We start from the raw sequence: 25,590 nt of genomic DNA on the forward strand, positions 1-25,590 counted from the left end.
AATCATGGAACAACTTTTCGACGATCTAGAAGACTTCGGCGCATTCGACGAGGCGGTCTCCGGGGACGTGCGCGACCCGTACACCGAATTGGCCCGGCTGCGTCGCGAGGAACCGATTCAGCGCCTGGACACCTCCGGGATGCCCCATGAGGAATCCAAGCCGGTCTTCATCGTCTACCGGCACGAGGAGGCGCAGCAGATGCTGCGCGACAACGAAACGTTCTCCTCGGCGGCCGTCATCGCGGCGTTCGGCCCCGTCCTGGGGGAGCGCGTCATGCTCGGCATGGACGAGCCGATACACGGCCGGCTGCGGTCACTGGTGTCAAAGGCGTTCTCGCAGAAGGCCTTGGCGCGCTGGGAGGACGAGTTGGTCGGACGCGTGGCCAATGGTCTGATCGACAAGTTCGCCGCCAACGGCAAGGCCGACCTGGTCAAGGAATTCACCTTCGACTATCCCAGTCAGATCATCGCCGGTCTGCTGGGCCTGCCCGAGGCGGACTACCCACAGTTCCAGCGCTGGTCCATCTCGCTGCTGAGCTGGATCCTGAATCCGGAACGCGGACTTGCCGCCTCGGCGGCGCTGTGCGACTACTTCGCGCCGATCCTGGCGGCCCGCCGCGCGGAGCCCAAGGACGATCTGATCAGCGCGCTGGCCCAGGCGGAGATCGACGGCGAGAAGCTCGAGGACGAGGAGATCTATTCGTTCCTGCGTCTGCTGCTGCCCGCCGGGGTGGAGACCACCTACCGCGCGCTGGGCAACCTGCTGCTCGCTCTGCTGTCCGATCCCAAGCAACTGGACGCCATCCGCGCGGACCGCTCGCTGCTGCCGCAGGCCATCGAGGAGGGCGTGCGGTGGGAACCGCCGCTGTTGACCATCACCCGGGTCGCCACCCGCGACACCGAACTCGGCGGGGTGCCGATCCCGGCCGGGTCAAGCGTGATGCCGATGCTGGGCGCCGCCAATCGGCAGGAAGACCGTTACCCCGAACCGGACTCGTTCGACATCTTCCGCTCGCCCAAGGGCCACCTGGGCTGGGGGCACGGCGTGCACGTCTGCCTCGGCATGCACCTGGCGCGGCTCGAGATGCGCACCGCCATCAACCTTCTGCTCGACCGGTTGCCGAACCTGCGGCTGGACCCCGAGGGGATCGACCCGCATATTCGCGGCCAGGTCTTCCGGTCACCGACGTCGGTCCCGGTGCTGTTCGACCCCCAATAACCGGCCCCGTCCGAGGCTCCACTTGCCAATCGGCTAGTTTCCAGTAAGGCTCCCCGTAGGGTAACCAGCGCTCTGCGGGACGCCCCTCTAACGAGTCAGAAGAGAGTGACAGATATGACTGAGGCTGTAAAGGTCCGCTTCGAGCCGAAAATGATGATCGACGGCAAGCTCGTCGAGGGCCAGGCCGGCACCTTCGCCAACATCAACCCGGCGACCGAGGAGTCGCTCGGCGAGGTTTCGGACGCGTCGAAGGAGGACATGCACCGGGCCATCGACGCCGCCCGGCGCGCCTTCGACGAGACCGACTGGTCGACCAACAAGGAGCTGCGCAAGCGCTGCCTGCTGCAGCTGCACGAGGCGATCGAGTCCGAGATCGACGAGCTGCGTGAGGAGCTCATCCTCGAGGTCGGCTCCCCGCGGGCCATCACGTTCGGACCCCAGCTGGACGCCCCGCTGGAGGACGGGCTGAAGTACCCCGCACGCCTGATCGACGAGTACGCGTGGGAAACCGACCTGGGCGACAAGGTGATCAGCCTGACCGGCACGCTGACCACCCGCAAGGTGTGGCGGGAACCGGTGGGCGTGGTCGGCGCGATTGTGCCGTGGAACTTCCCGTTCGAGGTCACCCTCAACAAGCTCGGCCAGGCGCTGGGCACCGGCAACACCGTGGTGCTCAAGCCGGCCCCCAACACCCCGTTCAACGCGAACCGGCTCGGCCGCCTGATCGCCGAGAAGACCGACATCCCCGCGGGCGTCGTCAACGTCGTCACCGCCTCGGACCACTTCGTGGGCGAGGAGCTCACGCTGTCGCCGAAGGTCGACCTGATCTCGTTCACCGGCTCGACGGTGGTCGGCAAGCGGATCATGGAGAAGGGCGCCGCGACCATGAAGCGGCTGTTCCTCGAACTCGGCGGCAAGTCGGCCACCATCGTGCTGGAGGACGCCGACTTCGGGACGGCGTGCATGGTCGGCATCGCGCCGTGCATGCACGCCGGTCAGGGCTGTGCGAACCCGACCAGGCTGCTGCTGCCGCGGTCCCGCTATGAGGAGGGCGTCGAGATCCTCAAGAACATCTACGAGAACGTCACGTGCGGCGACCCGCAGGACCCGGGAACGCTGTGTGGGCCGGTGATCTCGCAACGACAGTTCGACCGCGTGACGGACTACATCAAGAAGGGCGTCGAGGAGGGCGCCACGGCCCTGGTCGGCGGACCCGGTGCGGAAACCGGTTTCGACAAGGGATATTTCATCAGGCCAACGCTTTTCACGAACGTCGACAACAAGATGACCATCGCGCAGGAGGAGATCTTCGGCCCGGTGCTGTCGGTCATCCCGTTCGACGACGAGGAGGACGCGATCCGGATCGCCAACGACAGCGTGTACGGGTTGGCCGGCAACGTGTTTGCGGGTTCGCTCGAGCGTGCGCTGTCGGTGACCCGCCGGATCAAGGCCGGCTTCATGGGCGTCAACGGCGGCGCCCCGTACGGCGCGGACACACCGTTCGGCGGCTACAAGGAAAGCGGCGTGGGACGCCAGAACGGTATTGCCGGATTCGACCAGTACACCGAGATCAAGTCGGTCGCCTACCCCGCCGGCTAGAAATCACCCTTCGACGAGATTGCCGTCAGGGTCGCGGTTTTCGGGCTTGATTGCGACCGTGGCGGCAATCCCGGTTTGACCTGGCGGCAGCGGCCGTTTGAGTGTGCAGACGATGCTCCACTCGAAATAGTGGTCACCGCCCCTGTCGTATTCCTTGAATCGGTGGGCAACTTGAATCGTTGGGGGTACCACTTGCCGTCTGACGCCGGCCACCAACCGGGCCCGGGTGCAGGCGTGCTCAGATCCGGGGACCGTATGCGCCGTCGACCCAGGAGAAATGAACTGCAGGTGACCGTCGCTGTACACGCCGCCGAAGAACTGGCGGCAACAGCGCTGACGGTGCGGTAGGTGCCGCGCGCAGCGGGCAAGCGCGCGGCCGCACCGGAGCCGGCAGCTTGACCTAATATTTGTTCAGATCTAGATTGGCAAGAGAGGTTACGTCGCCCGGGCTGACGTGGGTGAGGGGCGGTTACGTGGATGCCTAGGAGTCCTGTTGAGCGAATTCGAAAAGGTTGATTTCTTCACTGACGTGTCCCTGATTCCGGACCCGTATCCCTACTTCGATCATCTGCGGGCGCGCTGCCCGGTGCTGCCGCGACCCGATCAGGGCGTCATGGCGGTAACGGGACACGCCGAGGCGCTCGCCGTTTACAAAGATCCGGCGTTCTCGTCGTGTGTCTCGGTCGCCGGGCCGTTTTCGGGGTTGGCGTTCGAGCCCGAGGGCGACGACATCGGCAGCCTGATCGAACAACATCGCTCGCAGATCCCGATGAGCGAGCACATCGTGACTCAAGATCCACCGGAACACGCCCGGACGCGGGGTCTGCTCAGCCGCCTGCTGACACCCAAGCGGCTCAAGGAAAATGAAGACTTCATGTGGCGGCTCGCCGATCAGCAGCTCGACGAGTTCTTGTCCCGCGGCAGCTGTGAATTCCTCGACGACTATGCGCGGCCGTTCTCCGGGTTGGTGATCGCCGACCTCCTGGGAGTTCCCGTCGAGGACCACGAAGAATTTCGGGATGTGTTCTCGGGCAAGTTCTCCGGTGGGGTCGGGGACGACTCGGTGACGCGCGCGCACAATCCGCTGGAGTACCTGGACGACAAGTTCACCACCCACATCACCGAACGCCGCCGGCAGCCACGCGAGGATGTGTTGACCGAGCTGGCCCAGGCGAAGTACCCCGACGGCTCGACTCCCGAAGTCATCGACGTGGTCCGGCTGGCGACATTCCTGTTCGCGGCCGGCCAGGAAACCACGACCAAGCTGCTCAGCTTCGGGGTCCGCACGCTCGCCGAGAACCCGGACTTGCAGAAGCTGCTCCGCGAAGACCGCAGCCGGATACCGAATTTCGTCGAAGAGACGCTGCGCATGGAGAGTCCGGTCAAGTGCCACTTCCGGATGGCCCGCACGACGACCTCGATCGGTGACACCGAGATCCCGGCGGGCAGCACAATGATGCTGCTGCCCGGCGCGAGCAACCGGGATGCACGGAAGTTCGAGCAGCCCGACGAGTTCCGCATCGACCGGCCGAACGTGCGCGAGCATGTGGCCTTCGGCCGCGGCAATCACTCCTGCCCGGGCGCACCATTGGCCCGCGCGGAGGGGCGAATCTCGCTGAACCGCATACTCGACCGGATGGCGGACATCGCCATCACGGAGGCCGAGCACGGACCGCCGGACGCCCGCCGCTACACCTACGACCCGACGTGGCAGATGCGGGGTCTGTCCGAGTTGCACCTCGAATTCACGCCGATTTCTTGAGTGACCGCGAAATCGGCGAGTGGGACCCAGGCTTCACCGAGCGCTTGGTCGGTGCGGCAGAACCGTAGGCGCGGGCCTGGTTTCGCTTCGACGTGCGTGGGCTGGAATCGTTGCCGGCCGACGGTGGTGTCCTGATTGTCGGCAACCACTCGGGCGGCATGCTCACGCCGGACGTGCTGATCGTCGCCGCGGCCTTCTACCGCAGGTTCGGTTACGAGCGTCCGCTGCACACGCTCGGCTTCACTCGACCATTATTGCGCCGCTCTGCGAGCGAAGAGAACAAATTTCTGGTTCCGAGGACAGCGCTGAGCGCCGGCTTCCGTGCCCAGAAGCACCCCGAGCTTCGCCCGCCCAACCCCTTGGTTGACAATCGACGCAAGACTCCACTCTTTTTCGAAGTCCACGTGTCAAAGGAGACAAGACCATGGCTGAAGCCGTCATCGTCGAGGCAGTGCGTTCACCGATCGGCAAGCGCAATGGCGGATTGTCCGGGGTGCACCCGGCGGATCTGTCCGCACAGGTGCTCAACGGCCTGGTCGACAAGGCCGGCGTCGACCCGGGCCTGGTCGACGACGTCATCTGGGGCTGCGTCATGCAGGCCGGGGAGCAGGCCCTCGACATCGGCCGCACCGCGCTGCTGACCGCCGGCTGGCCCGAGACCGTCCCGGGCGTGACCGTGGACCGCCAGTGCGGATCCAGCCAGCAGTCCATCCACTTCGCCGCCGCCGGAGTCATCGCCGGGCACTACGACGTCGTCGTCGCCGGTGGTGTCGAGTCGATGTCGCGGACCCCGATGGGCGCGTCGCTGGCCAACGGCGGGCGACCGTACCCGCAGGCCTTCCTGGACCGCTACCAGGGCCAGATCCCCAACCAGGGCATCGGCGCGGAGATGATCGCCGAGCAGTGGGGATTCGACCGTACAGCGCTCGACCAGTTCTCCCTCGACTCGCACGAAAAGGCCGCTGCCGCACAGGATGCCGGCGCCTTCGATGACCAGATCGTGGGCATCAAGGACCAGGACGGCAACGTGGTGCTCAAAGACGAAGGCATCCGCCGCGGGACGCCGATGGAGAAGATGGCCTCGCTGAAGCCGGCGTTCAAGGAAGACGGCGTGATTCACGCCGGCAACTCGTCGCAGATCTCCGACGGCTCGGCGGCGATCCTGTTCATGTCCGCCGAGAAGGCCAAGGAACTCGGGCTCAAGCCGATCGCCAAGGTGCACACCGCGACCCTGGCCGGCGCGGACCCGGTGATCATGCTGACCGCGCCCATCCCGGCGACCCAGAAGGTGCTGAAGCGCTCCGGGCTGTCCATCGGCGACATCGGCGCCTACGAGGTGAACGAGGCGTTCGCGCCGGTTCCGCTGGCCTGGCTCAAGGACATCGGCGCCGACGAGACGAAGCTCAACCCCAACGGCGGTGCCATCGCGCTGGGCCACCCGCTCGGTGGATCCGGTGCCCGGATAATGACAACCCTGCTGTATCACATGCGGGACAAGGGAATTCAGTACGGCCTGCAGACCATGTGTGAGGGCGGCGGCCAGGCCAACGCCACCATCGTGGAACTGTTGTGACCCAGGGGCCGGGGGCCCTGGCCGAACGCCGGGGCAACGTGATGGTGATAACCATCAACCGGCCGGAAGCCCGCAACGCGGTGAACGCCGCCGTCAGCATCGGCCTCGGGGATGCGCTCGAAGAGGCGCAGCACGACCCCGAGGTGCGGGCGGTGGTGGTCACCGGCGCGGGCGACAAGTCGTTCTGCGCCGGGGCCGACCTCAAGGCGATCGCCCGGCGGGAGAACCTCTATCACCCCGATCACCCCGAGTGGGGCTTCGCCGGCTACGTCCACCACTTCATCGACAAGCCCACGATCGCGGCGGTGAACGGGACCGCCCTGGGCGGCGGCACCGAGCTGGCGCTGGCCAGTGACCTGGTGGTGGCCGACGAGCGCGCGCAGTTCGGCCTCCCCGAGGTCAAGCGGGGGCTCATCGCCGCTGCCGGTGGCGTTTTCCGCATCGCCGAGCAGCTGCCCCGCAAGGTGGGTATGCAGCTGTTGTTGACCGGCGAGCCGCTCACCGCGGCCGCCGCCTGCGAGTGGGGCTTGATCAAAGAGGTCGTCCCCCAGGGCTCGGTGCTGGACGCCGCCCTGGCGCTGGCTGCGCGGATCACCGTCAACGCGCCGTTGTCGGTGCAGGCCAGCAAGCGGATCGCCTACGGCGTCGACGACGGGGTCGTCGTCGGTGACGAACCTGGTTGGGAACGCACGGTGCGCGAGATGCGGGTTCTGCTCAAGTCCGAAGACGCCAAGGAGGGTCCACTGGCGTTCGCCGAGAAGCGGGAGCCGGTCTGGAAGGCGCGCTAGTGGCGATCGCGAGCGCGGCGCAGCCGGGCGAAGCGGGTCGCCACCATCGGGACTAGTGGCGATCGCGAGCGCGGCGCAGCCGGGCGAAGCGGGTCGCCACCATCGGGGACTACCCGGCCAGGATGTTGACGCCGCGGTCGAACACCGGGGGGAGCAGCGTGCACGTCGGGACGACGGCGCGCCGCACCACCCTCGGCGTGCTGGCGAGCACCAGCGCGCGGGTGAGCAGCCGGTAATCGCGGGTGATCCGGCGCCACGCCTGCTCGTATGACGCCGGCGCCTCGTTGACGATGGCGTCGACGGCCGCGGCGGACTGTTTAAACGCCAGGCTGATGCCCTCGCCGGTGAGCGCGTCCTCGTAGCCGGCCGCGTCGCCCACCAGCAGCACACGCCCCGCGACCCGTCGCGAGACCACCTGCCGCAGCGGGCCGCAGCCGCGGTGCTGCCCCGGGTTGGCGCCGTGCAGCCGGCGGGCCAGGCGCGGGAACCAGGCCAGGTCGGGCCGGCCACGCGACAGGATAGCCACACCGACCAGATCCGGCTCGACCGGCGTCACGTACGCCTCGCCCCAGCGCGACCAGTACACCTCGACGAAATCCGACCACGCCGGCACCCGGTAGTGCCACCGCACGCCGTAACGCCGGGGGGTCCCCGCCGTCGCGGTGATTCCGACGGCGCGCCGAACCTGGGAATGCAGCCCGTCGGCCGCTACCAACCATCGCGCGCGCACCCCGGCGGCCGAGACGCCGTGCGCGTCTTGCGCGACGCTGGTCACCCGCGTGCGGATCCAGTCGGTGTCTTGCTCTTTGGCCCGCGCGGCCAGCGCCGAGTGCAACGTGGTGCGCCGCACGCCGCGTCCCGGCCCGTCGCGAAAGCGCGCCTGGGCCCGCCGTCGTTCACTCACGTAGGCGATCCCGTGAAAAGGCATGCCGACGGGATCCACGCCCAGCGAGGTCAGTTCGGCCAGCCCGCCGGGCATCAAACCCTCGCCGCAGGCCTTGTCGATGGGCCCGTCGCGCGGCTCGGCCACGATCACCGACAGTCCGAGGCGTCGAGCGTGTAACGCCGTGGCCAGGCCGCCCGGTCCGCCACCGACGATCAACAGGTCCGCGTCGTAGCCGCTCATGTGTAACCCAACGCGGAGTTCTCCACCCGCAGGCGCACCCTGAGCAGCGCGGCGTTGGCCAGCGTGAAAACGACTGCGGTCAGCCACGCCGTATGCACCAGCGGCAACGCCACCCCCTCGGCCACCACTGCAACATAGTTCGGATGGTGCAGCCAGCGATAGGGACCCTGCCGCACCAACGGCGCCTGCGGCAGGACGATCACCCGAGTGTTCCATCGTCGGCCCAGCGTTGTGATGCACCACCACCGCAATGCCTGGCTGGCCACCACCACCGCCAGCATCGGCCAGCCCAGCCATGCGATGAACGGCCGGTGCAGCGCCCACGGTTCGACGAGGCAGCCGACCAGTAGCCCGGTGTGAATGGTCACCATCACCGGATAGTGCGATCGGCCAAACTCCTTGGCGCCCTTGGTAAACGACCAATGTGCGTTGCGGGTGGACACCACCAGCTCCACGACGCGCTCGAGTCCGACCGCTAGCACCAGCAGGTAATACATGGCTACAGTCTTTACCAGCCCTACCAGGCCAGCAGTACCAGCTCGGAACAGAACGCCGGGCCCATGGCGATCATCAGGCCGATCGACCCCGTCGGCGGCGGATCGGCCATGTTCGCCGCAAGCACGTCGAGCACCGAGACCGACGACAGATTTCCGTTCTCTCGCAACGATTTTCGTGTGTGGTCGAGCGCGTCCACCGGGAGGTTTAGGGCGCTCTCGACGGTTTCGATCACCCGCGGTCCGCCCGGATGGCATACCCACGTCGCCACATCGCGCGAGGTCAGCCCGTGGTCGGCGAGGAAATCACGGACGTCATCGCCCAGGTATTTATCGGCGATCGTGGCGACGTCGGCGGACAGCACGATCCGGAAGCCGTTACCGCCGATCTTCCAGCCCATGATCTCTTCGGTGTCGGGATAGATGTGGCTGCGCGTCGCCAGCACCCGGGGGCCGGTGTGTTCGTGGCCCGCCCGGTGGGCGCCCTCGGTGATCACCACGGCCGCGCCGTCGCCGAAAAGGCTCGTGGCGACGAGATTGGCGACCGAATTGTCCTGGCGCTGAACGGTCAGCGAGCACAGTTCCACCGCGAGCAGTGCGGCCGTCTGGTCGGGGAAGGCGCGCAGGTAGTCGTGCATGCGCGCCACGCCGGCGGCACCGGCCACACAGCCCAGCCCGAACAGCGGGACGCGTTTGACGTCCGGCCGCAGGCCAACCCGCGTCGCGAGTCGCGCCTCCAGCGTCGGCACGGCCAGCCCGGTGACCGTCGTCGAAAACACGATGTCGAGCTCCGACGGCTTGACCTTGGCCTGGTCCAGCGCGGCCAGCAGCGCCTGCTCGCCCAGGTCCAGCGCGACCTCGAGATAGGCGTCGTTGGCCTCGGTGAATCCGCTCAGCTCGCGGTAGCGGGGCAGCCGCAGCGCGGTGTTGCGGAACTCGACCCCACTGCTGCGGGCGAAGCGCTGAAAGTCCGGGCCGGCGATGTCGGTCAGCGCCTGGATGGCTTCGCTTTGGGTATAGCGATTAGGTGGAAACTTCACCGCGACGCCGGCGATGGTCGGATCTTTCAGCGCAATGCCCGTCGAGCCGGCGAAATCACGGCTTCCCTGATGGTCCATGTAGGGGTGACGGTGCCGCCGCGCCGTCGGTTCAAATGCCCGCCGCGCGGTCGGGCCGCTAGGGTCGGGGTATGCGGGCTCTGGTCACCGGTGCCACCGGTTATGTGGGATCACGCCTGGTCACCGCGCTGGTGGCCGATCAGCACCAAGTGGCGGCGGCGACTCGAAAACCGGCGCGCCTCAAGCGTTTCGGCTGGTTCGACGACGTCACACCGGTGAAATTGGATGCCGCCGACCCCGCGTCGCTCGCCTCCGCCTTCGCCAGTTGCGGGCCCGTTGACGTGGCGTATTACCTGGTGCACGCGATCGGTCAGCCCGGTTTTCGCGACGCCGACAAGTCCGCGGCGGCAAACTTCGCGGCGGCGGCTCGCGAAGCCGGGGTGCGACGCATCGTCTACCTGGGTGGGTTCGTGCCCGCCGAGGAAGACCTGTCCGAGCACCTGACCAGCCGGGCCGAGGTGGCCCAGGCGCTGACCATCCCGGACGGCCCCGAGCTGGTGTGGCTGGGCGCGGCGATCATCATCGGCGCCGGTTCGACGTCGTTCGAGATGATGCGCTACGTCGGCGACCGGTTCCCGCTGATCCCGATCCCGTGCTGGATGGACAACCCCATCGACCCGATCTCCATCCGCGATGTCCTGCACTATCTCGTCGCCGCGGCCGACCGCGACCTGGTGCCCGCCGGGGCGTACGACATCGCAGGCCCGGACACCACGACCTATCGGGACCTACTCAAGGCGTATGCGCGGGTCTCCGGGCGCTGGCACACCGGCGTGCCGGTGGGCAGGATCGACACCGCGCTGGCCTCGCTGATCACCGGCGTCGCGCTGCCGGTGCCGCCGGGGCTGGCGGGCGATCTGGTCGAATCGCTGGACCACCCGATGGTGGCATCGGCCAGCGGCCTGCGCGATCGGGTTCCCGACCCGCCCGGCGGCCTGCTGGGCATCGACGAGTCCATGGCCCTGGCCTTGGCCGGCCGGTCCACGCACCGGCCGCGTCCCGTCAATGCCCTGGCCGATCCGCACCACCTCGCCAACACCGATCCCGTCTGGGCCGGCGGCGACGCGCTGCGCATCCGCCGAGTCGCTCGGCGGGTCACCCCGTCGGTCGTGCGGCCGACCCTGGGGCTGGTGAACAGGGTCCCCGGACCGGTGGCCGGAGCGGTACGCACCGGCCTCGACATCCTGATCGCCCTGACCCCGAAGGTGCATCCCGCATGACCCAGTCGACGAGTCCGTATCACACCGGCGCCTTCAGCGAGTTGCGCCGAGCGGTCACCAATGTTGCTGTGCCCCAACATGAGTCGCCCGGCGTGGTGCGGCGCCGGCGGATCCTGGTGGCCATCACGGTGATCCTCGGCGCCGGGGTGCTCGGGTTTTCGTTGCGGCGCCATCCGGGGGATGAGAGCTTCTACTGGCTGACTCTCGCGCTCGCGGCGGTGTGGACCGCAGGAGCGCTGATCTCCGGCCCGCTGCACCTGGGCGGCATCTGTTGGCGGGGTCGCAACCAGCGGCCGGTCATCACCGGGACGACGATCGGCCTCCTGCTCGGCGGGGTTTTCGTGATAGGCGGCCTGATCGTCCGGCAGATCACGCCCGTGGCGGAGTTGATAACCCGGGTGCTGCTCTACGCCCACCACGGGTGGTATCCGGTGATCGTGGCGATCACGCTGATCAACGGCGTCGCCGAGGAAGTGTTCTTTCGCGGCGCACTCTACACAGCCCTGGGTCGCTATCACCCAGTCGTGATTTCGACCGTCCTCTATACATGCGCGACGCTGGCCAGCGGCAACCCGATGCTCGGCTTCGCCGCGATCATCCTGGGGACGGTCTGCGCGTTCGAGCGCCGTGCCACCGGCGGCGTCCTGGCGCCGGTGCTCACCCACTTGGTGTGGGGACTGATCATGGTTCTCGCGCTGCCCCCGATGTTTGGCGTCTGAGCTCACTCGTGCGCCGACGCGACGACGTCGCGGGCCAAAGCGCGCATCCTGGCGGAGTGGACTGGCCGAACGAAGAACCAGTACACCCGCCCCGGTAAGCCCTTCGGCAGAAAGGTAGACCGCTGGGTGTAGCGGGTGCCGCGACCGTTTTGGGCAGTGACCGCGATTTCGAGCCACTCGCGTCCCGGCGCTCGCTTTGTAGAACTCAGCCGCAACAGGGATCCCGCCGCGCGCTCCTCGACCTTCCAGCCGGTTGCCCGCGAGTTCACGACGTCCTCCGCTGCCTTCCAGACGCTCCCAGGCGCGGCGGTGGTTGTGGCGGTACGCACATCGGCATAGACGATCTCGCCGGACCAGTCCGGGTCCGTGGGCAGCGCTTCGGCCGGTTCGGTCCGCAAGGACGACCATGTCGGTTCGGGGACGCCACGAGCGGCGCGGGCAAGTGCGAGTTCGACGGCCCGCCGGTAGCCGGTCGGGCCGCCTGGCGGTGGCGCGACGATGCCGTCGATGTCGTGGTTGCGCATCACCGCGTCGCACTCCAGCGATTCGACCAGCGGTCGCGCGAGGCCGGGCGGGATAGGGGTCACCGTCCCCACCCAGAGGCTGGCGATCGTCGGGGTCAGAAACGGCAGCACGATGAGGTAGCGGTTGCCCAGGCCCGCCACGTCGGCATAAACCCGCATCATGTCGCCGTACTCCAGCACGTCGGGCCCGCCGATGTCCCAGGTGCGCGACGTCGGGACCTGGGCCGTCGCCGCCGCGGCCAGGTAGTAGAGCACGTCGCGCACCGCGATCGGCTGGATCTTGTTGTGCACCCATTTCGGGGTGGTCATCACCGGCAACCGGTCGGTGAGGTGCCTGATCATTTCGAACGACGCCGACCCCGAGCCGACGACTACCCCGGCCTGCAACACCGCCGTCTCGACGCCAGAGTCGATCAGCGCGTCCCCGACGGCCTTACGTGACGCCAGATGCGTTGAGAGATCACGATTTTCGGGATGCAACCCACTGAGGTACACGATTCGCCGCACCCCGGCACGCCGGGCCGCCGCCACGACGTTGCGGGCGGCGCGGGTTTCCTCGGCGGCGAAATCCTTCGAGGTGCCCATCGAGTGGACCAGGTAATAGACGACGTCGATGCCGTCGAACGCGGCGATCAGCGAATCGACGTCACCGAGGTCACCGCGCGCCACCTCCGCCTGGTGCCGCCACGGCACCCGCGCGAGCTTGTCGGGGTTGCGCGCCAACGCCCGAACGCGATGGCCCTCGTCGAGCAGCCGGGGCACCAGGCGCCCGCCGATGTAGCCGGTCGCTCCGGTTATCAGGCACCGAACCTGTTCGGGCATCGATCCTCCGTCGTTCGTCAATTGGTGTGACGAGGAGGATTACCGCATCACAGCGGGATTAAGCGTTGCGGCCGATCACCGCAACAACTTTCAGCGGTCGGTGAAGTTGGCGGCGCGCCGCTGCTGGAAGGCCGTTGCGCCCTCCACGAAGTCGGGCGATTTCAGCAGCACCGACTGACCGTCGAACTCACGCTGCAGAGCCGGGTCCAACTCGGTCAGGGTGGCCGCGTTGATCGCCAGCTTGGTCTTGGCGAAGGCCACCGCCGGGCCGCCCAGCAATCGTGCGATCACCTTGTCCACCTCGGCGTCGAAATCGCCGGCCGGATAGACCGCGGTGACCAGGCCCCACGACAACGCCTCGGCGGCGGTCAGCCGTTCCGGAAGCAACGCCATCTGCATGGCCCGGATCCGGCCGACCGCGGCCGCCACCAACGCCGATGCGCCGCCGTCGGGCATCAACCCGATCTTGGTGAAGGCGAGCATGAAAAACGCGCTCTCCGAAGCCAATACGACGTCACAGGCCAGGGCGATGGAGACGCCGACGCCGGCCGCGGGGCCCTGAACGACGGCGACCACCGGGTGCGGCAGCGTGGCGATCGCGCGCACCAGCCGGTTGATCTCGAGGATGATCTCGTCGGGCGGGACGCCGCCGCCGTCGGAGACGTCGTCGGCGCTGATGCCCGCACCGGAGCTGAAGCCGCGTCCCGCGCCGCCGAGCCGCACCACCTTGACCTCGGGGTCGGTGGCCGCGTACTCCATCGCGTCCGCGATGCCGGTGATCACCGGGATGGTCAGCGAATTCAGGCTGTCGGGCCGGTTGATGGTCACCGACAACACGCCGTCGGACAGCGTGACGTCCAGGCCTGCGACTGGGGTGAGGGTGGCGAGCGCGGATGAAGGCATGGGGTCACCATAAGTGACCGGGATGCGCGGCCTTCCGGCACGGCTGCGAAGATGTCGAACGGCCGGTTGTTTGGTTGCGAACGGTCAACGGCGTCAGGGCAGACGAAAGGTCGGTGGATCGTGGCTGGACCGTTGAAGGGACTTCGTGTTGTCGAGCTGGCCGGCATCGGCCCCGGCCCGCACGCGGCGATGATCCTGGGGGATCTGGGAGCCGACGTGGTACGCATCGATCGCCCGGCTAAAGCCCCTGGGGGCTCCGGGGGCGTCGCCAAGGACGCCATGATGCGCAACCGGCGGGTGGTGACCGCCGACCTGAAGTCCGACGAAGGCCGCGGCCTCGTCCTCAAGCTGATCGCGAAGGCCGACGTGCTGATCGAGGGCTACCGTCCCGGTGTCACCGAGCGGCTCGGACTGGGCCCCGAGGACTGCGCCAAGGTCAACGACCGGCTGGTCTACGCCCGGATGACCGGCTGGGGCCAGACCGGCCCGCGCAGCCAGCAGGCGGGTCACGACATCAACTACATCTCGCTGAACGGCATCCTGCACTCAATCGGCCGGGCGAACGAGCGGCCGGTCCCGCCGCTGAACCTGGTCGGGGACTTCGGCGGCGGCTCGATGTTCCTGCTGCTCGGCATCCTGTCGGCACTGTGGGAGCGGCAGACCTCCGGCAAGGGGCAGGTCGTCGACGCCGCGATGGTAGATGGTTCCAGCGTGCTGATGCAGATGATGTGGCAGATGCGTTCGTCGGGCATGTGGACCGACGCCCGCGGCACCAACCTGCTCGACGGCGGCGCTCCCTACTACGACACCTATGAATGCGCCGACGGTCGCTACGTGGCGGTCGGCGCCATCGAGCCGCAGTTCTACGCCGCCATGCTGACCGGGCTCGGTCTCGATGGCGCCGACCTGCCCGGGCAGAACGACGTCAGTCGCTGGCCCGAACTGCGGGCGGTGCTGACCGAGAAGTTCGGCAGCCAGGACCGCGACCACTGGGCCAAGGTGTTCGCCGACTCCGATGCCTGCGTGACGCCGATCCTGGCGTTCGGCGAGGTGCAGACCGAGCCGCACATCACCGAGCGGAACACCTTCTACGAGGTCGACGGCGGCCTGCAGCCGCTGCCGGCGCCGCGGTTCTCCCGCACCGCGCCGGAGACACCGCGTCGCGCGGCGCCGGTGGCCGACGCCGAAGCAGTACTCAAGGACTGGGTATAGTCCCAACCAACCAGTTGGCTGGACTCGAGCGAATTAGGAAGGACTCGGATGGAGATCAAAGACGCCGTTGCCGTCGTCACCGGGGGAGCGTCAGGCCTGGGCCTGGCCACCACCAAGCGACTGCTGGACCGCGGTGCCCAGGTGGTGGTCATCGACCTGCGCGGCGAAGAAGCGGTCCGCGAACTGGGCGATCGCGCCCGCTTCGTCGAGGCCGACGTCACCGATGAGGCCGGCGTCGGCAAGGCGCTGGATGCCGCAGAGTCGATGGGCACGCTGCGCATCAACGTCAACTGCGCCGGCATCGGCAACGCCATCAAGACGCTGTCCAAGGACGGCCCCTTCCCGCTGGACGGCTTCAAGAAGGTGATCGGGGTCAACCTGATCGGCACCTTCAACGTGCTGCGGCTGGCCGCCGAGCGCATCGCCAAGACTGAACCGGTTGGGCCGAAAGGAGAGGAGCGCGGCGTCATCATCAACACCGCCTCGGTCGCCGCGTTCGAGGGCCAGATCGGCCAGGCCGCCTACTCGGCGTCCAAGGGCGGCGTCGTCGGCATGACCCTGCCGATCGCGCGCGACCTGTCGCGCGAGCTCATCCGCGTGGTGACCATCGCGCCGGGCCTGTTCAAGACGCCGCTGCTGGGTTCGCTGCCCGAGGAGGCGCAGGCCTCGCTGGGCAAGCAGGTGCCGCACCCGGCCCGGCTGGGTGACCCCGACGAGTATGGCGCCCTGGCCGTCCACATCGTCGAGAACCCGATGCTCAACGGCGAGGTCATCCGCCTGGATGGCGCCATCCGCATGGCGCCTCGCTGAGCCGCACCGCCGTCGGACAAAACGAAAGCCCCCCGCATCCGCGGGGGGCTTTCGTGAAAACCAGGACCGATGGTTACTTGCGGAACCACCGACTGACGTTGGGTTCGGCCATTAACAGCCGTGCGAGCATGCTCATCTCTGCCTCAGCTCGCCGCTTGCAGTTCTTCGAACTGCTCGGAGGTCTCGCCTTCTACCAGCACGTCGCCGTGGTAGAGGGCTTCGAAGTCAACTTTGATGACGTCGGCACTTGTGTCGTCGATCCACATGACACTGAGCGTATGGGCCACCATTAAGGAATCTTTGAGTCACGATTCGGAAAATCTTGGCAATTTACCGGCAAGTAGGTTGACCGGCGCAGGCGCGGCGATTTAGGCCGTGAGCTGCTTAATTACGACACATTTTTCTGGCTGGACTCTTACCGTCGGCGCGGTTTAAAACTCGTCGTTGAACGCTCCAGGCACCATTTGCGTGCTTAGAGAGAACACTGTTGGACGCGTGGAAACTAGCGTTTGCTAGGTTGTCGCGGGATGAGCCAGCGGCCAGCGCAATGGGGCACCGGCAGCGGAAGGGCACCACATGCTGCAAAGAATCGCCCGAGTCGCCATCAGGGCGCCCCGCCGCATCATCGCGACCGGTGTGCTGGTTTTCATCGCCGCCGCCGTCTTCGGTGTCCCCGTCGCCAAGAGCCTGTCGCCGGGCGGCTTCCAAGACCCGGACTCCGAGTCGGCGCACGCCATCAGCGTGTTGAGCGACAAGTTCGGGCAGAGCGGCCAGCAGGTGCTCATCCTGGTGACCGCCCCCGGCGGCACCAACAGTGAACAGGCCCGCAAGGTGGGCACCGGCCTTGTCGATCAGCTGCAGAATTCCCCGCTGGTCTACAACGTTTCCTCGCCGTGGACTCGACCTGTTCCCGCCCCCCCGGGGCAGCCCGACGACCTGGTGAGCCGCGACGGCAAGTCCGGGCTCGTGGTGGTCAACCTCAAGGGCGGCGAGAACTACGCCCAGGCCAACGCGCAGACATTGGCGGACCAGTTCATCCACGACCGCGACGGCGTGACCGTCCGCGCCGGCGGCTCGGCGATGCAGTACGCGCAGATCAACACGCAGAACCAGGCCGACCTGCTGGTCATGGAGCTGATCGCGCTGCCCCTGAGCTTCCTGGTGCTGATCTGGGTTTTCGGCGGCCTGCTGGCCGCGGCGCTGCCGATGGCGCTCGGCGCGTTGGCCGTCGTCGGGTCGATGACGGTGTTGCGCCTCATCACCTTCACCACCGAAGTCTCGATCTTCGCCCTCAACCTGAGCACCGCCCTGGGCCTGGCCCTGGCCATCGACTACACCCTGCTGATCGTCAGCCGCTACCGCGACGAGTTGGCCGAGGGCCACGACCGCGAGGAAGCGCTCATCCGGACCATGGCCACCTCCGGGCGAACGGTGCTGTTCTCTGCGGTGACCGTGGCGTTGTCGATGTCGGCGACGGTGGCCTTCCCGATGTACTTCCTCAAGTCGTTCGCCTACGCCGGCGTCGCGACCGTCGCCTTCGTCGCGACCGCCTCCATCGTGATCACCCCGGCCGCGATCGTGCTGCTGGGCCCCCGGCTGGACTCGCTGAACGTGCGCCGGCTGGGGCGTCGCATGCTGGGCCGCCCCGAGCCGGTGCACAAATCCGCCGAGCAGCTGTTCTGGTATCGGTCCACCAAGTTCGTGATGCGCCGCTGGGCGCCGATCGGCCTGACCGTCGTTGCGCTGCTGTTGCTGCTCGGGTATCCGTTCCTGCGCGTCACCTGGGGCTTCCCCGACGACCGGGTGCTGCCGCGGTCGGCGTCGGCGCATCAGGTGGGCGACCAGCTGCGCAACGATTTCGCGCACGACTTGGCGACGTCGGTGCCCGTCGTCATCCCCGACGCGACCGGCCTGCGCCCGGCGGACCTCGACCACTACGCCGCCGATCTGTCGCGGGTTGCCGACGTGTCAGCGGTGGCAGCCCCCGGCGGCACCTTCACGGCCGGCAACCGAGTGGGGCCGCCGGCCGGGGCCACCGGATTGCGCGACGGCAGCGCCTTCCTGACCGTCAGCAGCACGGCGCCGCTGTTTTCCACGGCGAATGACACCCAGCTCAATCGGCTGCACGAGGTGCCCGGACCCGCGGGCCGCTCCGTCCAGATGGGCGGGGTCGCGCAGGTCAACCGCGACAGCGTCGACGCCGTGACCGACCGGCTTCCGCTGGTTCTCGGGTTGATGGCGGCGATCACCTTCGTGTTGCTGTTCCTGCTCACCGGCAGCGTGCTGTTGCCGGCCAAGGCGCTGGCCTGCAACTTCCTGTCGCTGACGGCGGCGTTCGGCGCGCTGGTGTGGATCTTCCAGGACGGACACCTGGGTGCGCTCGGGACGACGCCCAGCGGAACGCTGGTGGCCAACATGCCGGTGCTGCTGTTCTGCATCGCCTTCGGGCTGTCCATGGACTATGAGGTCTTCCTGCTGTCCCGGATCCGCGAGTACTGGCTGGCGTCCGGTGCCGCGCGGCCGGCGAGGCCGACCGCGAAGCAGGCCCACGCCGCCAACGACGAGAGCGTGGCGCTCGGTGTCGCCCGCACCGGACGGGTGATCACGGCGGCCGCGTTGGTGATGTCGATGTCGTTCGCCGCACTGATCGCCGCTCACGTCTCGTTCATGCGGATGTTCGGCCTCGGCCTGACGCTCGCCGTGTTGGCCGACGCCACGCTGGTGCGGATGGTGGTCGTGCCGGCCTTCATGCACGTGATGGGTCGATGGAATTGGTGGGCGCCCAAACCCCTGGCGTGGCTGCATGACCGGTTCGGCATCAGTGAGGGCGACCCCGAAGAAACCCTCGAATACCTCGAGCCGGCCGCGGAACCCGTCGAGCTGCCCAGGCCGGTCGGCGAACCGGTACCCAATTCCGTTTAACACCGACCGGTTCGTCGTTGCGGACCCTACTGTGAGGCTCATCCGAGTCGGAAGGTTCACATACATATGACAACGGTGGTCGACAACCCGTTCTTCGCGCGCGTCTGGCCAGTCGTCGCCACCCATGAAGCCGGAGCGATCCGGGCCCTGCGCCGGGAGAATCTGGCCGGCCTGTCCGGCCGGGTGCTGGAAATCGGCGCGGGAATCGGCACCAACTTTCCCCACTACCCGGACTCGGTCGACGAGGTGGTGGCGGTGGAACCCGAACCGCGGCTGGCGGCCCAGGCCCGGGCCGCGGCGGAAGCGGTACCCACGCGCGTCGTGGTGACCGGCGAGACGGCCGAATCGTTCAGCGGCGGCGAGCCGTTCGACGCGGTGGTGTGCTCGCTGGTGCTGTGCTCGGTGCGCGACCCCGGCGGCGTGTTACGGCGCCTGTATTCGCTGCTGCGACCGGGCGGGGAGCTGCGCTATCTCGAGCACATCGCCAGTGCCGGTGCGCGGGGCCGCTTCCAGCGTTTCGCCGATGCGACGCTGTGGCCGCGGCTGTTCGGCAATTGCCATACGCACCGTGACACCGAGCGCTCGATCATCGAGGCGGGGTTCGAGATCGACACCTCGCGGCGCGAATTCACGCTGCCGGTCTGGGCGCCGATGCCCGTCTCCGAGCTGCTGCTCGGCCGCGCGCGCCGGCCCTGACGGCCGGCCCGTCAGGTCAGCAGCGCCGGTAGCCGTTGCAGCAAACCGGGCAGAGCCTCGCTGGCGGTCGCACGCATGCTGATCGTCACGCTGCCCGACAGCGGCGTGACCTCGGGATTGATTTCGATGACCGCGGTGCCCCGGGACAGCGCCAGCTCGGCCAGCCCCGCCGCCGGATAGACGATCGCCGAGGTCCCCACCACCACCATGACGTCGGCGGCCTCGGTCGCCTCGACGGCACGCTGCCACGGCTCGTCGGGCAGTTGCTCACCGAACCACACGATGTCGGGCCGGATCAGCCCGCCGCAGTGACATACCGGAGGCTCCACCTCCAGCGCCGGTTCGGGCATGGCGGGCAGCGCACCGGAATAGCGCGTACCGCAACGCGCACAACGGAATTCGAACAGGCTGCCGTGCAGATGGTGCACCGACCGGCTGCCCGCGCGCTCGTGCAGGTCGTCGACGTTCTGGGTGATGACGCTGACCCGGGCGTCGTCTTGCCAGGCGGCGATGGCATGGTGACCCGCATTCGGTTGGACGTCGGCGACCAGATAGTGGCGCCAGAGATACCAGCCCCAGACCCGCTGCGGGTTGTCGCGCCATCCCTGGGTGCTGGACAGCTCGTAAGGGTCGAAGCGGGCCCACAATCCGTTCTTGTCGTCGCGGAAGGTCGGCACACCGCTTTCGGCGGAGATTCCCGCGCCGCTGAGCACCGCTACTCGCATCCCACCAAGATAGCCGGGGTGGGGGATACTGGACGGGTGGAGCTGGGTGACTGGTTGAAGGTCGACATGAAGGCGGGCAAGCCGTTGTTCGACCAGCTCAGGACGCAGGTCATCGACGGAGTCCGGGAGGGTGCGCTACCGCCGGGCACCCGCCTGCCGACCGTCCGGGACCTGGCCGGCCAGCTCGGCGTCGCCGTCAACACCGTGGCGCGCGCGTACCGCGAGCTGGAAAGCTCCGCCATCATCGAAACCCGCGGGCGCTTCGGCACTTTCGTCGCCCGCTACGACCCGACCGACGCCGCGATGGCGGCCGCGGCCCGCGAGTACGTTCGGGTTGCGCGCGGACTGGGGTTGGACAAGGCCGACGCGGTGCGCTACGTCGAAGCGGTGCCCGACGAGTGACGAGTACTCGGCGATCGTCGAAAACTTTTGGCGCACAGCCGTTTTGCTAGCGGGTCCTCAGCGCAACACCTTGTCCAGCGTGCGCAGGTTGCGCGTGGTGGTGGACGACTTGTACCGCGGCTTACCCATCGTCTTGCCGATGCGGCTGTCCAGCGTGCCGCCCTTGGGGACCTGCCAGTAGATGACGCCGTCGCCGCGGCGAACCTTCTCGTCCGGGCCGGCGTCCTTGCCCGACGCGGCGAGCTCGTCCAGCACGGCCGGGTCGGCGACGAACGTGACGTAGGACTGATAGCCGTCGAGCTCACGCTCGAACGGGTAGGCGTCGACCACCGCGCGCACCGTGTCGATGTCGTAGGCGAGCACCCACGCGTCGTAGCCGAACCGGTCACGCAACGCGGCTTCGGCCTTCTTGCGCACCGATGCCACGCCGGCGGTCGACTCCACCAGCACGTTGCCGCTCGCCAGGATGGTCCGGACCTCGGTGAATCCCGCCTCGGTCAGCGCGGCCGCCACCTCGGCCATCTTGAGGTTGACGCCCCCGACGTTGACGCCACGCAGAAACGCCGCGTACTTGGTCATGCCTCGATTCCACCAGGTCGGCCGCGCGGCAAACATGCCGGGCCGCCCTGGCCGTCGCGACGTAGGCTTTCGTCATGGGACGCCAAGTCTTCGACGACAAATTGCTGGCCTTGATCAGCGGACACTCTCTCGGGGTGCTGGCCACCATCAAGCGCGACGGGCGGCCGCAGCTCTCGAACGTGAGCTATCACTTCGACCCGCGCAGCGTGGCGATCCAGGTGTCGATCACCGAGCCCCGCGCCAAGACCCGCAACCTGCGTCGGGACCCGCGGGCCTCGATCCTGGTCGATGCCGACGACGGCTGGTCGTACGCCGTCGCCGAGGGCACGGCCGAGCTGACGCCCCCCGCGGCCGCGCCCGACGACGACACCGTCGAGGCGCTGATTGCGTTGTATCGCAACATCGCCGGTGAACATCCGGACTGGGACGAATACCGGGAGGCCATGGTCACCGACCGGCGGGTGCTGCTGACGCTGCCGATCTCGCACCTGTACGGCATGCCGCCGGGCATGCGGTAACCGCGCCGCCCATCCAGCCGTTTCGGAAGACCGGGGCTAGGCTGCCCCTATGGCTGAATCGAATGCCCGGCAGGGTTCGAAGTCGTCGGAGCCTTCGGGGGCCGCGGGATCGCCCGGGTCGGACGACGACACCAAGCGCAAATTCCGCGAAGCCCTGGACCGCAAGATGGCGAAATCCTCGGGCGGGTCCGACCACAAGGACGGCGCGGGCAAGCAATCGCGGGCGCACGGCGCAGTGGGCAACCGCCGGGAGTTCCGCCGCAAGAGCGGCTGACGGTCGCTGGCGAAACATGCTGTAAGCCGGAGTGTTTCGCGGGGCTCAGCCTTCCGGCGCGATGAACAGGCCGATCGAAGGGTCGGCTTGGCCGGGTCGGCCGCGCAGGCTGCCCCGGGTGCTGGGGTGTTCGAAGTTCACTCGGGACGGGTCGTTTTGGTATGCCCAGTCCGCCACGATGGTGCGTTGACTGAATTTCCAGTTTCCGTCGTGTTTGGTGTACGTGTCCAGATATCGCCCGCCGATGATGACGTCGATTTCGTGCTCGGGGCCGGTGAAGGTGTGAAACACCGTGCAGTAGATCTCACCGCGCGCCGTGTCGCGGTCGACCACGAAGTTCGTGGTGGTGATGTTGTGTTGGGAGACACGCACATACGGTTCGGCCGCTTGTAGTTGCGCGATGAACTGGTCGACGCCGCCGGTCGAAAACGAGCCGTGCGAATCGGTTGCCTCGGGGTGGTACAGGCTGCGCAGCGTGTCGTAGTCGGCGCGGTCGACGGCCCGGCAGTAGGCGTTGACGAGCTGGTGCAGCTCGTCGCGCGCCAGCATCAGCGCCAGTTTGCCCTCATCCACCACCACGCCACGATAACGCGGTCATTGCTGGTGAGTAGTCTTGCGACCTATGGGTCCCCGGTCCCAGGATGTTTCAGCGGAAGGAAGATCGTTGACGGTGAAAATTTGCCTCGCTCAAGATCCTGAGGCCGACAGGCTGCTGGACGAGAGTCCCTTGGCGCTGCTCATCGGGATGGTTCTCGATCAGCAGGTCCCCTTCGAGACGGCGTTCGCCGGGCCGAAAAGGATCGCGGACCGGATGGGCAGCCTCGACGCCGCCGACATCGCGGACTACGACCCCGACAAGTTCGCCGCATTGTGCTCGCAAAGGCCTGCGATACACCGCTTTCCGGGGTCGATGGCCAAGCGCATCCAAACGCTGGCCCAGATCATCGTGGACCGTTACGACGGCGACGCGGCCGGATTGTGGACCGCCGGCGACCCCGACGGAAGCGAGCTGCTGCGGCGGATCAAAGGACTGCCCGGATTCGGCGACGTCAAAGCGCAGATCTTTTTGGCACTGCTGGGCAAGCAGTACGGCGTGACGCCGAAAGGCTGGCGCGCGGCGGCGGGGGACTTCGGCAAGGCAGGTGCGCACATATCCGTCGCCGACATAGTCGACGCCCAGTCGATGGGGAAAGTGCGCGCCTACAAAAAGCAGATGAAAGCGGCAGCCAAAGCGGCGAAGTAGCAGGTCCACAGAAGGGAAGGGCGACAACGTGAAGACACACATTACGTGTCCGTGCGGCGAAGCCATCGTCGGCAAGGACGAGGACGAACTGGTCGAGTTGACCCAGGCTCACCTCGCCAGCGTTCATCCTGGCCTCGAGTACGACCGCGACGCCATTTTGTTCATGGCGTACTAGCTTCCGCCGAACGCGAATGCGCGTGCCCCCGGTCGGGGACACGCGCATTCAGGGCGACGAGACAGCGGCGGCGCCGATCCGTTACGGCACCACCGTCGAGCCGATGGTGGGCAAGAACTGGCACTGCTTTTCCTTGGTGGTGACCTGCCCGAAAATCGTCGACATGATGCTGCCCGAGCCGGTGTCGACGATCGCGCTCAAGGTGGTCGGGCCTTCCGGGTTGATGTCCGGGCGCGGCTGGAGGGCGACGGTTCCCGACTTGCCGGTGGTCAGGTTCACCCAGGTGACGTTCAGCGGCAGCTTCTGCACCTCGGCGGGTCCGGGCGTGCCGACCGCGGTGAACACGTAGGCGGTCTGGCCGGGCCCCGGGCCGGGAGCGGGAATCTTGGCCGGACCCGCCACCGACAATGCGGTGGCGATGGCGCTGGTGCCGTCCGCCAGGCAGTTGGAGCCGATCGACGGGTACATAAAGTCCTGCGTGGGCGGCGTGTCAGGGCCGAAACCCGGGGCCGCCGCCGCGGGAGCGGCGTCGGGTGCGGGTGCCGGTGCCGGCGCGGGGGCCGGGGCGGCCACCTCCGACGGGCCGGGCGCCGGCGCGGGACTCGGACCCGGCAGCTGCGCCTGCGGCGGGTTGCTCGGCGGGGGCGCCTGCGGCGGCGGCGCGGGCAGCTGGACCCCCGGCGTGGCGACGCTGACGCCCGAATTGTGATGAACGTCGGACCCCGGGCGATCCGACGCCAACGTCACCAACACCACCCCGCCTATCGCGGCGACGATGGCGGCCAGGGCGCTACCGGCCAGCAGCACGGACCAGGGCCGGCGCGGGGGCTTGTCGTCCTCGTCCGGGACGGCGCTGTACGCCCGGGCGTCGGTCCCGAAGTCGGCGTTGTCCCAGGCGTCCAGGTAGGTTGGGCTGATCGCGGGCGGGTTCAGCTCTCCGGTGCCCGGGTCCAGCGCGTAGGCCAGGGCCGCCGTCGAGGACGCGAACAGCGGGGCGTTCGCCGACGCCAGCGCCGCCCCGCGGGCCAGGGCCATGTCCGGCTCCTCGGGCCCGGTGACCGGAAGTGAGGTTGCCACATCGAGCGTGGACTTCAGCGGCACGATGTCGGTTCCGCAGCCGATCAAGAACACACCGTCGGCCCGGGACCCGCGCGCGTCCAGACCGGAGACCATCGTCGCCAGTTCCGCGGCCAGGCCTCCCGCGCGAGCGTCGCCGGTCTGGCGCCGGTGCAGGTCGACGATGGAGCCGTCGGCAATTTCCACCACGGCCAGCGTCGCGTTCGCCGGCTCGACGAACAGCATCGCGAGGCGCTCGTAGCCCAGCGCGTAGCCGACGGTCTGCGCCAGCGCGGCCGCGGCGAGCAACGGTGCGACCAACATCACGCCGCCCAGCTCGTAGGTGGCGATCGCGTCCCGTAACGCGCCGACGCCTGCGGGGTCACTCCAGGTGACCCCGGTCGAGGTCAACCGGTGACCGCCCTCCAACACGCCTTCGCGGCTGCCGATGATCGCGTCGATCACCTGATCGACCGCACCGGCAGCCGAATTCCCCGCGGCCCCAACCGCGAACTCTTCTTGTTCGACGGTCACGCCGTCAGCATTTTGGCCTTCGATCGCTACCAGGCGGACTGTCCTGGGAGCCATCGACACCCCAAGCACGATGTCCACGTAACGCCTCCAAGGTCTTTTTCAATGCCCTTCGCGAGGGCATGACGGACGAACCCGTCTGAACTTGGTGACCTAGACGTTACGCGTGTGTGGCTAGTCGCGCAGGAGATGTCCGTACGCAGGAACGACGCTAATAACCCGGTCCGAGGAACGGATTCTGCGAGTTCCCCGGATACTGCGGATACTGGTTCCCCGGATACTGGTTCCCCGGATACGGCTGATATTGCGGGTATTGCGGGGTCGATGGGGCCTGCTGCTGGGGAACCGGCACCGGAATCGGTATCGGCAGCAGCGGAACGTGGATCCACTCCGTCGTCATCGGCACCGTCGTGCTGGTGGTGGTCGGCGGCGGCGGTGGCGGCGGTGGCGTGGTGGTTTCCATCGGTGGCGGCGGAACTGTCGTGGTGATCGTCGGTTGCGGCGGCGCGGTTGTCGGTGGCGCCGTGTGCCTCGGGGTGTAAACGGGCGCCGGCGGTGCGGTGGTGACCACCACCGGTGG

The 25,590-nt window shown here is 67.8% G+C and carries 26 protein-coding genes and 2 pseudogenes; 16 read left to right on the forward strand and 12 right to left on the reverse strand.

Going from position 1 to position 25,590, the window contains the following annotated elements; all coding sequences use genetic code 11:
* The first annotated feature begins 4 nt into the window (after window positions 1-4).
* From B8W69_RS22575 to B8W69_RS22605, 5 genes are all read left to right on the forward strand, one after another.
* Complete coding sequence (locus B8W69_RS22575) at window positions 5-1,219, forward strand: cytochrome P450 (RefSeq protein ID WP_085291988.1); 1,215 nt, start codon at window positions 5-7, stop codon at window positions 1,217-1,219.
* A gap of 114 nt (window positions 1,220-1,333) precedes the next feature.
* A complete protein-coding gene (locus tag B8W69_RS22580) occupies window positions 1,334-2,818 on the forward strand; it encodes an aldehyde dehydrogenase family protein (protein ID WP_085291989.1) in 1,485 nt (494 codons plus the stop codon).
* 493 nt (window positions 2,819-3,311) lie between these two features.
* Complete coding sequence (locus tag B8W69_RS22590; RefSeq protein WP_085291991.1) at window positions 3,312-4,580, forward strand: cytochrome P450; 1,269 nt, start codon at window positions 3,312-3,314, stop codon at window positions 4,578-4,580.
* A gap of 424 nt (window positions 4,581-5,004) precedes the next feature.
* Window positions 5,005-6,153, forward strand: coding sequence for a thiolase family protein (locus B8W69_RS22600; protein WP_085291992.1), 1,149 nt, complete (start codon window positions 5,005-5,007; stop codon window positions 6,151-6,153).
* Complete coding sequence (locus tag B8W69_RS22605) at window positions 6,150-6,941, forward strand: crotonase/enoyl-CoA hydratase family protein (RefSeq protein ID WP_085291993.1); 792 nt, start codon at window positions 6,150-6,152, stop codon at window positions 6,939-6,941. Before B8W69_RS22600 ends, B8W69_RS22605 begins: the two co-directional genes overlap by 4 nt.
* A 109-nt stretch (window positions 6,942-7,050) precedes the next feature.
* Here the strand turns inward: B8W69_RS22605 and B8W69_RS22610 are convergent, their stop codons facing one another.
* From B8W69_RS22610 to B8W69_RS22620, 3 genes are read right to left on the reverse strand one after another with little or no spacing between them, the layout of a single operon-like run.
* The gene (locus B8W69_RS22610; RefSeq protein WP_085291994.1) at window positions 7,051-8,067 is read right to left on the reverse strand and encodes an NAD(P)/FAD-dependent oxidoreductase; all 1,017 of its coding nucleotides are present in this window, start codon (window positions 8,065-8,067) and stop codon (window positions 7,051-7,053) included.
* The gene (locus B8W69_RS22615; RefSeq protein ID WP_085291995.1) at window positions 8,064-8,564 is read right to left on the reverse strand and encodes an isoprenylcysteine carboxyl methyltransferase family protein; all 501 of its coding nucleotides are present in this window, start codon (window positions 8,562-8,564) and stop codon (window positions 8,064-8,066) included. The genes B8W69_RS22610 and B8W69_RS22615 overlap by 4 nt, the downstream gene beginning before the upstream one ends.
* A gap of 20 nt (window positions 8,565-8,584) precedes the next feature.
* Window positions 8,585-9,679: a type III polyketide synthase gene (locus B8W69_RS22620; RefSeq protein ID WP_085291996.1), complete on the reverse strand. Its 1,095-nt coding sequence runs from the start codon at window positions 9,677-9,679 to the stop codon at window positions 8,585-8,587.
* Between the two features lie 71 nt (window positions 9,680-9,750).
* On the opposite strand from B8W69_RS22620, the gene B8W69_RS22625 reads away from it, so the two are divergent.
* Entirely contained in the window at window positions 9,751-10,899 is a 1,149-nt protein-coding gene (locus B8W69_RS22625; RefSeq protein ID WP_085291997.1) for an NAD(P)H-binding protein, read from the forward strand.
* A complete protein-coding gene (locus B8W69_RS22630) occupies window positions 10,896-11,618 on the forward strand; it encodes a CPBP family intramembrane glutamic endopeptidase (RefSeq protein WP_085291998.1) in 723 nt (240 codons plus the stop codon). Before B8W69_RS22625 ends, B8W69_RS22630 begins: the two co-directional genes overlap by 4 nt.
* 2 nt (window positions 11,619-11,620) lie before the next feature.
* On the opposite strand, the gene B8W69_RS22635 is transcribed toward B8W69_RS22630, so the two are convergent.
* On the reverse strand, window positions 11,621-12,964 hold the full coding sequence (locus tag B8W69_RS22635; protein WP_085291999.1) for a DUF2867 domain-containing protein: 1,344 nt from the start codon (window positions 12,962-12,964) through the stop codon (window positions 11,621-11,623).
* Window positions 12,965-13,054: 90 nt separating this feature from the next.
* Complete coding sequence (locus tag B8W69_RS22640) at window positions 13,055-13,867, reverse strand: enoyl-CoA hydratase (RefSeq protein WP_085292000.1); 813 nt, start codon at window positions 13,865-13,867, stop codon at window positions 13,055-13,057.
* A gap of 120 nt (window positions 13,868-13,987) precedes the next feature.
* Here B8W69_RS22640 and B8W69_RS22645 point away from each other — a divergent pair, with 120 nt between their 5' ends.
* On the forward strand, window positions 13,988-15,079 hold the full coding sequence (locus B8W69_RS22645; protein ID WP_085292001.1) for a CaiB/BaiF CoA transferase family protein: 1,092 nt from the start codon (window positions 13,988-13,990) through the stop codon (window positions 15,077-15,079).
* Window positions 15,080-15,127: 48 nt separating this feature from the next.
* Window positions 15,128-15,889, forward strand: coding sequence for a 3-hydroxyacyl-CoA dehydrogenase (locus B8W69_RS22650; RefSeq protein ID WP_085292002.1), 762 nt, complete (start codon window positions 15,128-15,130; stop codon window positions 15,887-15,889).
* Between the two features lie 143 nt (window positions 15,890-16,032).
* Here B8W69_RS22650 and B8W69_RS31855 read toward each other — a convergent pair whose 3' ends face one another.
* Window positions 16,033-16,155 carry a hypothetical protein gene (locus B8W69_RS31855; protein WP_085981634.1) on the reverse strand — a complete coding sequence of 41 codons (123 nt, stop codon included), beginning with the start codon at window positions 16,153-16,155 and terminating at the stop codon, window positions 16,033-16,035.
* Window positions 16,156-16,465: 310 nt separating this feature from the next.
* Here B8W69_RS31855 and B8W69_RS22655 point away from each other — a divergent pair, with 310 nt between their 5' ends.
* A complete protein-coding gene (locus tag B8W69_RS22655) occupies window positions 16,466-18,811 on the forward strand; it encodes an MMPL family transporter (protein WP_085292003.1) in 2,346 nt (781 codons plus the stop codon).
* A gap of 66 nt (window positions 18,812-18,877) precedes the next feature.
* Window positions 18,878-19,507, forward strand: coding sequence for a class I SAM-dependent methyltransferase (locus B8W69_RS22660; protein WP_085292004.1), 630 nt, complete (start codon window positions 18,878-18,880; stop codon window positions 19,505-19,507).
* An 11-nt stretch (window positions 19,508-19,518) separates the two neighbouring features.
* On the opposite strand, the gene B8W69_RS22665 is transcribed toward B8W69_RS22660, so the two are convergent.
* Window positions 19,519-20,232: an SIR2 family NAD-dependent protein deacylase gene (locus B8W69_RS22665; RefSeq protein WP_085292005.1), complete on the reverse strand. Its 714-nt coding sequence runs from the start codon at window positions 20,230-20,232 to the stop codon at window positions 19,519-19,521.
* Between the two features lie 36 nt (window positions 20,233-20,268).
* On the opposite strand from B8W69_RS22665, the gene B8W69_RS22670 reads away from it, so the two are divergent.
* Window positions 20,269-20,634 (forward strand): Rv1152 family transcriptional regulator, encoded by a 366-nt coding sequence (locus B8W69_RS22670; protein ID WP_085292006.1) that lies wholly within the window; start codon window positions 20,269-20,271, stop codon window positions 20,632-20,634.
* Window positions 20,635-20,691: 57 nt separating this feature from the next.
* On the opposite strand, the gene B8W69_RS22675 is transcribed toward B8W69_RS22670, so the two are convergent.
* Window positions 20,692-21,213 (reverse strand): DUF1697 domain-containing protein, encoded by a 522-nt coding sequence (locus B8W69_RS22675; protein WP_085292007.1) that lies wholly within the window; start codon window positions 21,211-21,213, stop codon window positions 20,692-20,694.
* Window positions 21,214-21,287: 74 nt separating this feature from the next.
* On the opposite strand from B8W69_RS22675, the gene B8W69_RS22680 reads away from it, so the two are divergent.
* Window positions 21,288-21,731 (forward strand): PPOX class F420-dependent oxidoreductase, encoded by a 444-nt coding sequence (locus B8W69_RS22680; protein ID WP_065127467.1) that lies wholly within the window; start codon window positions 21,288-21,290, stop codon window positions 21,729-21,731.
* 49 nt (window positions 21,732-21,780) lie between these two features.
* Window positions 21,781-22,005 carry a DUF5302 domain-containing protein gene (locus tag B8W69_RS22685; protein ID WP_085292008.1) on the forward strand — a complete coding sequence of 75 codons (225 nt, stop codon included), beginning with the start codon at window positions 21,781-21,783 and terminating at the stop codon, window positions 22,003-22,005.
* 45 nt (window positions 22,006-22,050) lie between these two features.
* On the opposite strand, the gene B8W69_RS22690 is transcribed toward B8W69_RS22685, so the two are convergent.
* Window positions 22,051-22,581, reverse strand: coding sequence for a nuclear transport factor 2 family protein (locus B8W69_RS22690; protein WP_245843338.1), 531 nt, complete (start codon window positions 22,579-22,581; stop codon window positions 22,051-22,053).
* A gap of 46 nt (window positions 22,582-22,627) precedes the next feature.
* On the opposite strand from B8W69_RS22690, the gene B8W69_RS22695 reads away from it, so the two are divergent.
* Complete coding sequence (locus tag B8W69_RS22695) at window positions 22,628-23,248, forward strand: HhH-GPD-type base excision DNA repair protein (RefSeq protein WP_110882024.1); 621 nt, start codon at window positions 22,628-22,630, stop codon at window positions 23,246-23,248.
* A gap of 28 nt (window positions 23,249-23,276) precedes the next feature.
* Window positions 23,277-23,423, forward strand: a complete 147-nt coding sequence (locus B8W69_RS22700; protein WP_003875447.1) for a hypothetical protein — start codon at window positions 23,277-23,279, stop codon at window positions 23,421-23,423.
* 81 nt (window positions 23,424-23,504) lie between these two features.
* Here the strand turns inward: B8W69_RS22700 and B8W69_RS32310 are convergent.
* The 3 genes and pseudogenes from B8W69_RS32310 to B8W69_RS32040 all read right to left on the reverse strand — a co-directional run.
* Window positions 23,505-24,152: pseudogene (locus tag B8W69_RS32310) on the reverse strand (Rv1157c family protein); the annotation flags it as partial.
* A gap of 300 nt (window positions 24,153-24,452) precedes the next feature.
* Window positions 24,453-25,067 (reverse strand): annotated as a pseudogene (locus B8W69_RS32315) (DUF7159 family protein); the annotation flags it as partial.
* A 154-nt stretch (window positions 25,068-25,221) separates the two neighbouring features.
* Window positions 25,222-25,410, reverse strand: a complete 189-nt coding sequence (locus tag B8W69_RS32040) for a hypothetical protein (RefSeq protein WP_065029241.1) — start codon at window positions 25,408-25,410, stop codon at window positions 25,222-25,224.
* Window positions 25,411-25,590 lie beyond the last annotated feature (180 nt).

This window comes from Mycolicibacterium vulneris, from assembly GCF_002104765.1.
GTDB classification, from domain to species: domain Bacteria; phylum Actinomycetota; class Actinomycetes; order Mycobacteriales; family Mycobacteriaceae; genus Mycobacterium; species Mycobacterium vulneris.